The following is a 12,279-nucleotide window of genomic DNA, read 5'->3' as shown; positions in this document are numbered from 1 at the left end:
GCATGGAAACGCATGCGGTACTGGGTGATCGCTCACGCAGTCGACGACTTCTATCAAGGGTTGGTGCCCGCGAGTATTCCGTTCTTCGTACTGGAGCGGAACTACAGTTATGTCGCCGCGTCGGGTCTCGCTCTAGCCGCGGCGTTGGGGAGTTCGCTCCCCCAGCCGGTGCTCGGCTTGCTCGCCGATCGGTGGCGGCTGCTCTGGCTTGCGCCCGCCGGGGTGGCAGTAGCCGGGCTCGGCGCCGGATTGTCCGGGCTGGCACCGACCTACCCCATGGTGTGGATCTTGTTGCTGCTCTCGGGGATCGGCGTTGCGGCGTTCCACCCGTCGGCGGGCCGGGACGCTCGCCGGGACGCTGGCAACAGCGCGTCAGCTATGAGTCTGTTCGCCGCCGGTGGCAGCGTCGGATTCTTCTTGGCCCCCGCACTTGCCACACCAGCGCTGGTCTCCTACGGCGTCGGCGCCACCGCATTCTTCATTCCCCCAGCGGTTCTGCTGGGTTTCCTGCTGTGGCGCTACCAACTGCGGCAAGCCGTCGGCTCGATCGACCCGACTGCCACCGTCGGCCACGACCGGTGGATTCCGTTCCTCCTGCTCACCGCCGTCGCCGTCGTCCGCGCCATCATCTCCTTCGGTCTCAGCACCTTCCTCGCGCTGTATTGGATCAACTCCCTCGGCGGCTCACGCGCACTCGGCGGCGCCGCCCTGACAGCGTTCATGGCCGGAGGTGTGGCCGGCACACTACTGGGTGGCCGCCTCGCCGACCGCATCGGCACGCTGCGCACCATCCAAATCGGCAGCATCGCAGCCATTCCCGCACTCATCGCGTTACGTCTGACGCCGAGCCCGCTGCTGGGCCTCGCCCTCGCCGCGCTCACCGGCATCACGGTGAACATCCCCTTCGCGGTACTCGTCAAACTGAGCCAGGACTACCTACCGAACCGCCCCGGCACCGCCGCCGGCGTCACCCTCGGCCTAGCGGTCAGCGCAGGCGGACTGTTCGTGCCGCTGCTGGGCATCCTCGCCGATCACCAAGGGCCACAAGCAGTCCTGACTGCTCTTTGTTTCGTTCCTGTCGTCGCAGTTGGCCTAGCCCTGTTCCTCCCCCAACCCACCCATCGCGATTGACAATTTCACGAGAGCTCGGCCTGATTCTTGCCGCGCGAGATCAGCGGTACATGCCGAACGGGCCGCTAGCCGTCCAGCCGCGGCAGCCCGCCGATCCGGCCGTTCGCCAGGCCGAGGTGCTCGCCGATGTCGGCGATGCTCATGCCGTGGTCATGAGCGTCCTCGATGGCGGTCTGGCGGATGCCGGAGAGCTCAGCGATGCGGAGTTGGTAGTGGGTGATCAGGTTGGCGGCCAGTTGTGCTCGCCGGATCGGGTGCGCCACGGCGCGAATCTCATCGACATCGTCGTCAACCGCAGGGCTTTCCGGTTGGGCTACGGGCGGTTGATCGATTACGAAGGTGCCGCGGCGTGGCACGGTGCGCACGAGTTGCCGGGCGGCCAGCAGCTGAATGGCTTGCCGGATCACCGACCGCGACACCCCATGCCGCTCAGCCAGTTCCGCATGACTCGGCAGCTGCGTCCCGCCGGCAAGGGTTCTGTTCCGGATCCGCCGCGCATAGTCGTCCGCGATGGTGACGTAAGCCGGTTCGGCCATCGGTCGATCCCTTCATCTGCGGTCGCTCCGTTCGAGGGTACGGCGGAGAATCGGATCGCGCGGAGGTCGCCGATGGAACCTGTTGCGTTTCAACGGTTCCTGACGGCGAGGGGAACGGCTTGTTCAGTGGTGGCTAACAATGCGTCGGAATGGCTCAGCTTCTCGGTCACACCCGCTACGCACAGCGACCTTTCGGCTCGCAGCTACTCGGACTCGAGCAGATCGGCAGGATGCACGACCCGACAGAGCGAGGAGTTCGACGCATCGCTCCAGATCTTCTGCACCGCAGCAAACAGTTCATCGATCTCCTTGCCCGTGCGGGCACCTACTGATCGGCTCTTATCCCAGTCCACGGACCGCCAGTTACCTTCGACGGTCCTGCGCGACGCGTTGGCTAATGGATGAAGTACTGCTTGAAGGCGATGTTCCAATCCAAGACCTACTTCGTTGTGCCCAAATGTACGGATCGGGATCTCGGCTTCGGCAAGCTGCGGCCATGCGATCACGACGACGCGTTTCCAGATTTCGGGCGGGAAGGTGTTGCCCAGATGATGGCTCTCGCCAACGGACAGGTCGCGTAATCGCCGCTCGGCATTGCTGGTCTGCCCGACATACAGCAACCCCCAGTTCAACCACACCGCGTACACGACATGCCCAGTCATCGGCGGTTCTCCGTGACTTCCGGGCCCCGCCAGCGCTTGGCCGAGTTTGTGCGCGAAGCGGTAACGGGCGTGCCGCCATGATTCAGCGTCTCGTTCAGTCCCGGTGAGTTGTTGAAGCGCATTGCGCCAGGCCACGAATGCCGATTCCTGCATGCGGTCAAACATACGGCGGGGGTCTTCCATCCCCTGATCAACGGAGACGATTCGAATGATCTGCAGCGGCGGATCCCTTGCCTCAACTGAGCAGCCGGGACTGTTAATCGTCAGGTTTCTGGTTCGAGACTCCGGAGGTCGAGCCGAGACGGCCGTGCCCGCGGACCGCAGCGACAACGTCGGCCTGCTCTCGGCGACCGACTAGCGCATAGGTTCCATCAAACGGGCGGCTGACCAAAATATCGCCATACGAGTTCGGCCCCTGACCGGAGTGCGTAACTCCTGGTCAGGGGCCGTAGAGGCTCCCCCATCTGGACTCGAACCAGAAACCTGCCGATTAACAGTCGGCTGCTCTGCCAATTGAGCTATAGGGGACTATCCTCGGTCCGTCTGTGCTAGGCGGGCCGAGGAGAAACTTTAGCGTATGGGCGGGCGCCCGCCCAAATCGCGTCGCTACCTGCTGACATGTGGGGTGGGGTCGAGGGTGGCGGTGGCGGCGCGGTGGTCGCTGCCGGGGGTGTGGCGGACGGTGGCGGCGCGGGGGGTGAAGCCGCGGGTGAGGATGTGGTCGGGGCGGGTTAGGGGGAAGTCGGCGGGCCAGGTGAAGCCGAGGCCGGTGCGGACGTCGTGCAGGGCCAGGGCGGAGAGTTGGGGGTCGGTGGAGGCGGTGTTGAGGTCGCCGAGGACGAGGAGGCGGTCGGCGGGGTCGCGGTGGACGAGGTCGGTGAGGGTGCGCAGGGTGCGGTTGCGTGAGGCGGTGTCGTTGAAGCGGATGGAGCCTAGGTGGACGGCGTAGACGGTGACGTCGCCGGCGGGGGTTTCGAGAGTGGCGCGTAGGGCGCGGGCCCAGCCTTGGCCTAGGTCGAGGCGTTCGACGTCGGACAGGGGATAGCGGCTCCAGAGGCCGATGGTGCCGACGGTCGCAACGTGGGGGTGGTGGGGGTCCAGGGCCGCTGCTACGGCTGTTCGGTTGCGGTCGGTGAGTTCCTGTACCGAAATCACTGCGGCGTCGGTCAATTCGTCTGCTGTGCCGCTTGCACCGAGGTTCTGGGTGGCGACACGTAACGCGTCGGGGGACGGCTCGCCGTGCGGGCGGTCGACGAGTTCGGGGACGAAGATGACCGTCCAGGCCAGGATCGGTGCTGTGACGGCGATGAGGCCCACCTTGGAGGCCGCGCAGAGGGCGACAAGGGCGAGCAGCAGCGTCGGGACGATCAGCCAGGGCAGGAAACTGCTGACGAGCTGGCGAAACCCGCCGGTCTCGGGCAGCAGTCGAGGGGCCACCAGCAGAGCGGCGAGCAGTGCGGCGGCCGACGCGAGGGTGAGGTCTCGAAAGGTTCCATGCGGCATACCGGCAACGATGGACGCGGCAGATGAAAGGTTCATGAAAACGGTTCGCGTTCCGCCGTTCTCACCTGGAAGTAACGGTACGGCCGCTATCGGGGGCGAGAATGAACACAAAGCGCTGAGCGCGTGGTGAATTGGGAACTCCTTGGCAACCCCGCTGAGCAGAGGAACGAGGTGGCCGTCATGAACGAATTCGCATGCGGCGATTGCTGGCGTCGCGAGAATCTGACCTTCAAACAACTGCTGGATCCGGCGCACATCCGCCGCGGCCAGCGACAGCTGTGCGATGAGCATCGGGCCAAGCGAGAGGAACTCGCCGCCTGAGCATCTGCCCGCCCAGTCCTAGCCGGATCGACAGGGCCACCGGCCGTCGGGCAGGATAGAGCCGCGAACAGGCAACTGGGAGGAGCACATCGAGATGCTGCGGTTGATCATCGGCGTGGCGGCCGGGTATGTACTCGGCAGCAAGGCCGGGCGGGCTCGCTACGAGCAGATCAGCGCGGCGACCCGGGCGCTCTCGGAGAGCCCGGTGACCCGCAAGCTGGTACTCGTCGGCAGGCAGAAGCTGTCGGACAAGCTCAGCACGAAACCTCGGCTGGAACCGATGGAGCCGCTGGACGAGCGCACCACCATCCTCGTGCCGCAGGACCAGCTGCGCCGTTGACGACGCACGATCGGGTGACCGGTCGCCGCCAATGCTGAGGTGAGTCCGCCGATCCGTGGTGCGATCCGGCCGCGCTGGCTTGGTCAGGGGTCACCGTAGTACGGCACTCTGCCCACGACCTGCCATCAGCTCTGAAATACTCTGCGGCAGATACAACCCGTGCTCGGACAGGAAGCCGTTCACATGCTCAGATCCCTCCTGATCGCAGCCGCCATCTACCTGCTGATCATCGGCATGGCCCTGCTGATCGTCCCGACCCGCTTCGGCGTAGACGCCGTCCCGCAGGACCCGTCATCCGAACTCGTCGCACTGCTGCGCCTGCTCGGCGCACCGTTCCTCGGCATCGCAGTCCTGAACTGGTTGTGCCGCAACGCCGGACCCTCGCAGATGCGCGACGCCGTCCTGATGGCCGATCTCATCGGATTCGGCGTAGTCGCCGCGAATGACGTCTACGGCGTAGTGACCGGGGAAGCACGAGACCTCGCCCGAATCTTCCTGGTCATCCATGTGGCCTTCACAGCGGCCTTCTTGACAGCGCTTATCCGAACCCGCACCCCGCAGTCCCGTCCAACCGGCACCACCACTGCGTCCTAGTCAGACGGTGGTGGGATCCCGATCAGTCGAGAGGGACTACGCCACATCCGCCCGATTCTCGGCGAGCATTACGGCGACCCCGGTTATCAAGCCCTGGTAGCGAAGTCGTCGTGGTTGCCCATCGCCTGCGTCAACAGGCTCTTGCGGTACTGCTCCAGCGCCACCAAGTCCCCGAACAGCGCCATGTACGCATCCGGCTGCTCGGTGGAGGACACTCGCTGCAGCTTCGACTTCAGCTCGGCGATCTGCCGCCCGACCCACGCCTCCTGCGTGCGCGCCAGCACACCGGCGACGAAACGTGGGATGCCGGCCGCGTTCTTCACCGGCAGCGGCTCGTTGGCCAGCTCGGACAGCAGCGCGCGCATGGTCAGATCATCGGTGCGGTCCGCAACCGCGTTGACCCACTCCGCACCGCCGAGCCCGGCCGAGGTGCCGCCCACTTCCGCGATCAGCAGCCGAACCGCCGCATAGGCGGGATGGGTGAAGGCGTCGGCCTCCAGCGAGTCGAATACCGAACCGGCCATCGCCGGATACTGCAGGGCCGCGGCGAGCACCTGCCGCTGCGGCATCAGCGTCGGATCGTTCGGATTGGGCCGTGCTGCAGGATGTTCGGCGACCACCTCGGCCTGCCGAGCGGGCGGCATCTGTCGCCCGCCGGTGCTGCCGCCGCCGGTGCGGTTGCGCTTGGCTTCGTCACCGACCCGGCGGACCACGGTCTGGATGTCGTCCCAGCCGACCCAGCCGGCCAGCTTCGTCGCGTACGCCTTGCGCAGCGCGTTGTCCTTGATCTGCGCGACCACCGGGATCGCCCGGCGCAACGCCTCCACCTGGCCCTCGGCGGTGTCCAGGTTGTGGTCGGCGAGCAGCCCGCGAATCACGAACTCGTACAACGGGGTACGCCGCGCCACCAGGTCGCGGACGGCACCGTCACCGGATTGCTGACGTAGCTCGCACGGGTCCTGCCCGTCGGGCGCCACCGCGATATAGGTCTGCCCGGCCAGCTTCTGGTCGCCCGCAAAGGCTTTCAGCGCCGCCGCCTGGCCCGCCGCGTCACCGTCGAAGGTGTAGATGATCTCGCCGCGCCAGAAGTTGTCGTCGAGCAGCAGCCTGCGCAGCAGCGCGAGATGCTCGTCACCGAAGGCGGTACCGCAGGAGGCGACGGCGGTTTTCACGCCGGCCAGGTGCATGGCCATCACGTCGGTGTAGCCCTCGACCACGACGGCCTGATGTCCCTTGGCGATGTCGCGCTTGGCGAGATCGAGGCCGAACAGCACCTGGGACTTCTTGTACAGGATCGTTTCCGGGGTGTTGATGTACTTGCCCGGCATGGTGTCGTCGTCGAAGAGCTTGCGCGCGCCGAACCCGATGACGTCGCCGCCGAGGTTGCGGATCGGCCAGAGCAGCCGGCGGTGGAACCGGTCGATCGGGCCGCGCTGGCCCTGCCTCGACAGGCCCGCGCCCTCCAGCTCCTTGAACTCGAAACCCTTGCGCAGCAGATGTTTGGTCAGCGTGTCCCAGCCTGCGGGCGCGTAACCACAGCCGAACTGCTGGGCCGCGGCGGCATCGAAATTGCGGTCGGTGAGGAACTTGCGCGCCGTCTCGGCTTCCGGCTCGCGCAGCTGCGCCATGTAGAACTCGTGCGCGGCGGCGTTGGCGGCGACCAACCGGGAACGGGTGCCCCGGTCGCGCTGCACCGAGGTGCCGCCACCCTCGTAGTTGATCTGGTAGCCGATCCGATCGGCCATCTGCTCGACCGCTTCGACGAAGCCGACATGGTCGATCTTCTGCAGGAACGCGAAGACGTCACCGCCCTCACCGCAGCCGAAGCAGTGGAAGAGGCCATGATTGGGGCGCACATGAAACGACGGCGACTTCTCGTCGTGAAACGGGCACAACCCCTTCATGGAGTCCGCGCCCGCGCGCTTCAGCGCGACGTATTCCCCCACAATGTCTTCGATGCGGACGCGGTCACGTATCGCCGCGATATCGCGATCTGGGAGTCGTCCGGCCACGGCAGTGAGCGTACCCGCCGAAGGGTGGCTTCTTCACCCTTGGCTCCGGCTCGACAGTCGCTCCGACGACGCGACCTGGCAGATAGATGGCAGTAGCACCCGAACCGGACCGACGCGGCGGCGCGAGTTGCTGCTCCTCCGCCGAACGCCAGGTCATGCTCGTCACACCGACCGAGGCCGGGCAGGCAGCGCGCTCGTCACGACGCAGTGACTGAGGACACCAGCGGCATCTCGAAGAACCGAGCCGTCTCCCGCGAGGCGCACCATCCTCATCACACTGACGATGGTGCCGATCAGCGACGCAGCGACGCCGCCACCCGCTCCAGCCTGCTCTCCGTGTAGGACGCGATCTGGTCCACGATCACCCGAACCCGCGCGGTGTCGTCGTCGGCCGCCTCCCACCACGGCAGCAACAGCGGTTCGAGACTGCGCGGCGCTTCGCGGAGCAGCCCCTCGGCGACCGCTTGGATGCGCTCGCGTTGAGCTTCTTGCCGAAGCCTGTGATCGGGATCGGACATGACATAACGAAGCGCCACGGTTTTCAACACCGCCACCTCGGCGACAACCACCTGCGGAACCTCGAGGTCCGCACCGTACCGGGAGAGTGCAGTACTGCCTGCGGTCTCCCGAGTGGCAGAGATCGCGGCAGTGGCGAACCGGCCGACCAGTTCACTGGTAAGCCGTTTGAGCGCAACCGAACTCGCGAGCGTGCCGTCGTAATCGGTACCCGCAGCGACGACCGGCAACTCGGAAAGCCGCTGCGCCGCCGCGACGAGTTCGTCCGCCGACAGCGAGTAATGCTTGTGCCGACCGAGGCTGGCCAGCGCCTCCTGCTCGATCGGGTCGGCCAGCGCGCGCAGATCGATACGGCCTGCGATCACACCGTCTTCGACGTCGTGCACGGAATACGCGACATCGTCGGACCAGTCCATGATCTGGCATTCCAGGCTGCGGCGGCGCTCAGGCGCGCCCTTGCGTACCCAGTCCAGACGGTCGGTGTCGATGTCGTAAGCGCCGAACTTGGTGCCGGGACCTGTTCTGCCCCATGGGTATTTGAGAGCGGCGTCGAGCGCGGCACGAGTCAGGTTGAGACCCGCGCTCGCCCCGTCGGCGTCGAGCACCTTGGGTTCGAGACGGGTGAGAATGCGCAGGTTCTGCGCGTTGCCCTCGAAACCACCGTGCGCGTCGGCGAAGACATCAAGAGCTTTCTCGCCGTTGTGCCCGTACGGCGGGTGCCCGATGTCGTGCGCCAGCCCGGCCAGATCGACCAGGTCGGCATCACACCCGAGACCGTCGGCAATGCTGCGGCCGATCTGGGCGACCTCGATCGAATGAGTCAGCCGGGTACGGGGGGTGTCACCATCGCGCGGGCCCATGACCTGAGTCTTGTCGGCGAGGCGACGCAAGGCCGCCGAGTGCAGCACTCTCGCCCGGTCCCGGGCGAACTCGGTGCGATGACCGGTCTCGAATTCACTGCGCGGCGGGCCGAGTCCCGCGGTTTTCGCGCGCTCGACGACCAGCCGTTCGCAATCGTGCTCGGTGTAACCGTCCACTACTGCCCTGCCGTGTATCGGAAGTCCGCCGCGAAATGGGTGAGCTGGTACCAGAGCAAAGCGCCTGTCTCCCTGGCGATTCCGTGCGCCTGCGACTCACGGGTGTACACCGCGGGCCCGGTTCTGGTCGGCGCGGTCCACGCGTCCAAGCCCTCGTCGCGGGCCATGGTGCGGGTGCGCAACGAATGCCACGGATCGCTCACCAGGACCGCGGAGCCCATGTCGCGGGCCTGCATGGCCGTCGCGACCGCCTCGACGCTGCGCAAGGTGTCCGAACCGGTCTCGACGGCCAAGATCTTGTCGCTCGGCACCCCACGCGATTGCAGATAGTTCTTGCCGGACGCCGCCTCGGTGTACAGATCGCCCTCCTGCTTACCGCCCACGGTGATCACCCGCGGCGCCACACCGAGCCGGAACAGCCGGTAAGCCTGATCGAGTCGCGCCTCGAACACCGAGGAGGGAGTGCCGGAGTATTGCGCGGCGCCGAGCACCACGATGGCGTCGGCCGTCGCGTAGTCATCGATGCGCGCCACCTGCCACACCCGGAACGCCGTGCCGCCGACCAGCACCAGCCCCATCAACACCGACCCGATGATCAGCCGCCGAACCCACCGCAGCACCCCCGCGCCTTTACCTCGCGGCGGCACGGGGTCGGGCACCGTATCGGCTCGAGCGCGCATCGTTGGCGAATCCACTCCCCAAGTCTGCCAGTACGTGTGCTTCGCCCGCGTTTTTCGCTTGATCTACCAGCCGCGTTCCCGCCACTCGGACAGGTGCGGACGCTCGGTGCCGAGGGTGGTGTCATCGCCGTGGCCTGGGTAGACGACGGTGTCGTCGGGGTAGCGGGCGAAGAGTTTGGTGGTGACGTCGTGGTAGAGGCTGTCGAAGTCCGCCGGACCGCTGGTGCGGCCGAGTCCGCCGGGGAACAGCGAATCGCCGGTGAACAGGTGGACCTGGCCCGCGCCGTCGGTGAGGGCGAGGGTCACCGAGCCGGGAGTGTGTCCGCGCAGGTGGATGACCTCGACGGTGAGGTCCCCGATGGCGAGGTGGTCGCCGTCGGCCAGTAGCCGGTCGGGGCGGACCGGGAGCGGGTCGGCGTCGAGTTGATGGGCGGCGGTGGGGGCGCCGGTCGCGGCCGTCGTCTGCTTCAGCGCCTGCCAGTGGTCCGGATGCTGATGCGTCGTCACGATCAGGGCGATCTGGCCGGGCGCGACGTGGTCGACGAGCGCCTCGACCCGCTCGGGATCGTTCGCGGCATCGATGAGCAGCGCGGCGCCGGTGGCCGTGCACTGCACCAGATAACAGTTGTTGTCCATGCCGCCGACGGACATTTTGAGGATGCGGGCACCCGGCACGTCCCGCTGCTGCGGATCGGCACCCGGCGAAACATGGCCGGTATACGGGCGATCGATGGTGATCACACCGACGATGCTATCGACCACTCCTCTCCCCTGCCATCCGCGAGCTCCGGGTATTCATGATCAACGGCACATGGCGGCGGCATTTCGCGAGTAGACCTCACCACCATGTGCCGTTGATCATGCGACGCGGCGGGAACTTCCGGTCGCGGCGTTTACCAGCGGCCCAACGGCTGGACCACGCGATAGATTCGTGCCATGCCGCTTCCGAATCGTGTTGCCCGCTGGACCTCCCGGATGGTGCTCGGCGTGCTGGTCGCCGGGGCCGTGCTGCTGGGTGCGCCGACCGGGTCGGCGGAGGCACCGCTGCGGATGGACACCTATGTCGTCGACTCGGCGCAGGCGCTGAACGGCGGGCAGTTCGATCGGGTGCAGTCGGCGGTGAACGAGCTGTATGCCGATCAGCAGGTCCGGTTGTGGGTGGTTTATGTGCGCGATTTCGGCGGGCTCGGCCCGGAGGCGTGGGCGCAGCGCACGGCCGCGGAGTCCGGGTTCGGCAACCGCGATCTGCTGCTCGCGGTCGCCACCAAGGATCGCGCGTACTGGTTTTACGGTGAATTGCCCAGTGGCGTCAGCGATTCCGAGTTGAACAGCCTGCTGACGCGCCAGGTGGAGCCCGCGCTGCGCGACGGCCGGTGGGCCGATGCGGGCGTCGAGACGGCGGACGGACTGAAGACAGCCAGACAGGGTGGCAGCGTCAACGTCGGCTTCCTGCTCGTCATCGCCGCGCTGCTGGTGCTCGTGGTGGGCGGGCTGGTGCTGTTCTCCCGCAAGCGCCGCCGCGACCGGGCGAAGAGTGAACTCGCGGCGGCACGGCAGGTGGATCCGGACGACACCACCGCCCTCGCCGCGCTTCCGCTGGAGGCGCTGCACGCACGCTCGCGGGAGGCGCTCGTGGAGATCGACAACGCGATCCGCACCAGCGCCGAGGAACTGGAGCTGGCCACCGGTGAGTTCGGCGCCACCGCCGCCCTCCCCTTCCAGACCGCCCTCGATCACGCGAAAACCGCGGCCGCCAAAGCCTTCTCGATCCGGCAGCGGCTCGACGACGACATCCCGGAGACCCCGGACGAACAGCGCACGCTGCTGGTCGACCTGATCGGCACCGTCGGGCGCGCCGATCGCGAACTCGACTCCCAGGTCGCCGAGTTCGACGCCATGCGCAACCTGCTGATCAACGCCGCCGACCGATTGGACGGGCTGACAAGGGATCTGGTCGAGCTGAAGAGCCGCGTGCCCGCCGCCGAGACCGAATTGTCCCGGCTCACCGCCGCGCACCCGGCCAGCGTCCTCGCCCCGATCCACGACAACGTGACCATGGCCGGCGAACGAATCACCTTCGCGGAGCAGAACATCGACGCGGGCCGCGCGGCGCTCACCCAGCCGGTGGGCAAGCAGGGTGGCGCGGTCGCCGCGATCCGCTCGGCGGAGGCGGCGGTCGGTCAGGCGCGCACCCTGCTCGACGGCATCGACAACGCGTCCGCCAATATCCAGCAGGCCCGCGACGGCCTGCCCGCGGTGCTGGACGAGCTGCGCCGCGATATCGCCTCCGCCACCGAGCTTTCCGGCTACGGCGGCGCGGACCTGGCCGCCGCGACGGCCAGCGCGCAGACCACGTTGGACAAGGCCGAGTCGACCGCGAATGCCGACCCGCTCGACGCCTTCCACGACGCGGTCGCCGCAGACGGTGAGCTGGACCGCGCCATCGCGGCGGCCACCGACCGCAAACTCGCCGCCGAGGACCTACGGCGCAGGCTCGACCAGGCGCTGACCGCGGCCGGCTCCAGGGTGAGCGCCGCCTCGGACTACATCACCACCCGGCGCGGCGGCATCGACGCCGAGGCCCGCACCCGACTGTCCGAGGCGCAACGCAATCTCGATGCGGCACATCAGCTCAGCACGACCGATCCCGCACGGGCCCTGACCAGCGCCCAGGCCGCCGCCGATCTCGGCGGACGCGCGCTGCAGGCCGCCCAGGCCAGCGTGCAAGCCTGGGAAACGCGTCAGCCGATGTCGGGTTCCTCGCACGCCGGGGCGGTGCTCGGCGGCATCCTCATCGACGGACTGCTGCGCGGCGCGGCGAGCGGTGGCCGCCGATCCGGTTCGAGTGGCTGGAGCACGGGCTCCTACGGCGGCTCGTCGGGTTCGCGGCGGATCAGCCAGGGCGGCCGATTCTGACCTGCACTTGACCCTGACACCGTGTGAGGTC

12 protein-coding genes and 1 tRNA gene are annotated in these 12,279 nt (G+C 67.3%); 5 read left to right on the top strand and 8 right to left on the bottom strand.

What is annotated here, in order from left to right:
- Window positions 1-12 precede the first annotated feature (12 nt).
- Window positions 13-1,131 carry an MFS transporter gene (locus DBO33_RS11000; RefSeq protein WP_107654937.1) on the top strand — a complete coding sequence of 373 codons (1,119 nt, stop codon included), beginning with the start codon at window positions 13-15 and terminating at the stop codon, window positions 1,129-1,131.
- A gap of 65 nt (window positions 1,132-1,196) precedes the next feature.
- On the opposite strand, the gene DBO33_RS10995 is transcribed toward DBO33_RS11000, so the two are convergent.
- From DBO33_RS10995 to DBO33_RS10980, 4 genes are all read right to left on the bottom strand, one after another.
- The gene (locus tag DBO33_RS10995; protein ID WP_107654936.1) at window positions 1,197-1,667 is read right to left on the bottom strand and encodes a GntR family transcriptional regulator; all 471 of its coding nucleotides are present in this window, start codon (window positions 1,665-1,667) and stop codon (window positions 1,197-1,199) included.
- A 203-nt stretch (window positions 1,668-1,870) separates the two neighbouring features.
- Window positions 1,871-2,482, bottom strand: a complete 612-nt coding sequence (locus tag DBO33_RS42680; RefSeq protein ID WP_159080209.1) for a hypothetical protein — start codon at window positions 2,480-2,482, stop codon at window positions 1,871-1,873.
- A 302-nt stretch (window positions 2,483-2,784) separates the two neighbouring features.
- Window positions 2,785-2,857 (bottom strand) — tRNA-Asn (locus DBO33_RS10985).
- 78 nt (window positions 2,858-2,935) lie between these two features.
- Window positions 2,936-3,832, bottom strand: coding sequence for an endonuclease/exonuclease/phosphatase family protein (locus DBO33_RS10980; protein ID WP_159080208.1), 897 nt, complete (start codon window positions 3,830-3,832; stop codon window positions 2,936-2,938).
- A gap of 180 nt (window positions 3,833-4,012) precedes the next feature.
- On the opposite strand from DBO33_RS10980, the gene DBO33_RS42675 reads away from it, so the two are divergent.
- The 3 genes from DBO33_RS42675 (at window position 4,013) to DBO33_RS10970 (ending at window position 5,087) form a co-directional block, all read left to right on the top strand.
- The gene (locus tag DBO33_RS42675; RefSeq protein ID WP_159080207.1) at window positions 4,013-4,153 is read left to right on the top strand and encodes a hypothetical protein; all 141 of its coding nucleotides are present in this window, start codon (window positions 4,013-4,015) and stop codon (window positions 4,151-4,153) included.
- Between the two features lie 94 nt (window positions 4,154-4,247).
- Window positions 4,248-4,493, top strand: coding sequence for a hypothetical protein (locus tag DBO33_RS10975; RefSeq protein ID WP_107654933.1), 246 nt, complete (start codon window positions 4,248-4,250; stop codon window positions 4,491-4,493).
- Window positions 4,494-4,676: 183 nt separating this feature from the next.
- On the top strand, window positions 4,677-5,087 hold the full coding sequence (locus DBO33_RS10970) for a hypothetical protein (RefSeq protein WP_107654932.1): 411 nt from the start codon (window positions 4,677-4,679) through the stop codon (window positions 5,085-5,087).
- A gap of 86 nt (window positions 5,088-5,173) precedes the next feature.
- Here DBO33_RS10970 and dnaG read toward each other — a convergent pair whose 3' ends face one another.
- From dnaG to DBO33_RS10950, 4 genes are all read right to left on the bottom strand, one after another.
- Entirely contained in the window at window positions 5,174-7,099 is a 1,926-nt protein-coding gene (gene dnaG, locus DBO33_RS10965; RefSeq protein WP_107654931.1) for a DNA primase, read from the bottom strand.
- Between the two features lie 293 nt (window positions 7,100-7,392).
- Window positions 7,393-8,652 (bottom strand): deoxyguanosinetriphosphate triphosphohydrolase, encoded by a 1,260-nt coding sequence (locus DBO33_RS10960; RefSeq protein WP_107654930.1) that lies wholly within the window; start codon window positions 8,650-8,652, stop codon window positions 7,393-7,395.
- Window positions 8,652-9,332, bottom strand: a complete 681-nt coding sequence (locus tag DBO33_RS10955; RefSeq protein ID WP_107654929.1) for a YdcF family protein — start codon at window positions 9,330-9,332, stop codon at window positions 8,652-8,654. The genes DBO33_RS10960 and DBO33_RS10955 overlap by 1 nt, the downstream gene beginning before the upstream one ends.
- Before the next feature lie 63 nt (window positions 9,333-9,395).
- Window positions 9,396-10,073 carry an MBL fold metallo-hydrolase gene (locus DBO33_RS10950; RefSeq protein ID WP_107660159.1) on the bottom strand — a complete coding sequence of 226 codons (678 nt, stop codon included), beginning with the start codon at window positions 10,071-10,073 and terminating at the stop codon, window positions 9,396-9,398.
- A 195-nt stretch (window positions 10,074-10,268) separates the two neighbouring features.
- Here DBO33_RS10950 and DBO33_RS10945 point away from each other — a divergent pair, with 195 nt between their 5' ends.
- Window positions 10,269-12,248 (top strand): TPM domain-containing protein, encoded by a 1,980-nt coding sequence (locus DBO33_RS10945; protein ID WP_107654928.1) that lies wholly within the window; start codon window positions 10,269-10,271, stop codon window positions 12,246-12,248.
- Window positions 12,249-12,279 lie beyond the last annotated feature (31 nt).

Origin of the sequence: Nocardia suismassiliense (assembly GCF_900269665.1) — a bacterium.
GTDB lineage: Bacteria > Actinomycetota > Actinomycetes > Mycobacteriales > Mycobacteriaceae > Nocardia > Nocardia suismassiliense.
This window is presented reverse-complemented; position numbering and strand designations above follow the sequence as displayed.

Excerpts from the sequence above, each read along its gene's own strand:
- DBO33_RS11000 (WP_107654937.1), top strand. The coding sequence starts at position 13 with ATGCGGTACTGGGTGATCGCTCACGCAGTCGACGACTTCTATCAAGGG.
- DBO33_RS10995 (WP_107654936.1), bottom strand. The coding sequence starts at position 1,667 with ATGGCCGAACCGGCTTACGTCACCATCGCGGACGACTATGCGCGGCGG.
- DBO33_RS42680 (WP_159080209.1), bottom strand. The coding sequence starts at position 2,482 with ATGCAGGAATCGGCATTCGTGGCCTGGCGCAATGCGCTTCAACAACTC.
- DBO33_RS10980 (WP_159080208.1), bottom strand. The coding sequence starts at position 3,832 with ATGCCGCATGGAACCTTTCGAGACCTCACCCTCGCGTCGGCCGCCGCA.
- DBO33_RS42675 (WP_159080207.1), top strand. The coding sequence starts at position 4,013 with ATGAACGAATTCGCATGCGGCGATTGCTGGCGTCGCGAGAATCTGACC.
- DBO33_RS10975 (WP_107654933.1), top strand. The coding sequence starts at position 4,248 with ATGCTGCGGTTGATCATCGGCGTGGCGGCCGGGTATGTACTCGGCAGC.
- DBO33_RS10970 (WP_107654932.1), top strand. The coding sequence starts at position 4,677 with ATGCTCAGATCCCTCCTGATCGCAGCCGCCATCTACCTGCTGATCATC.
- DBO33_RS10955 (WP_107654929.1), bottom strand. The coding sequence starts at position 9,332 with ATGCGCGCTCGAGCCGATACGGTGCCCGACCCCGTGCCGCCGCGAGGT.
- DBO33_RS10945 (WP_107654928.1), top strand. The coding sequence starts at position 10,269 with ATGCCGCTTCCGAATCGTGTTGCCCGCTGGACCTCCCGGATGGTGCTC.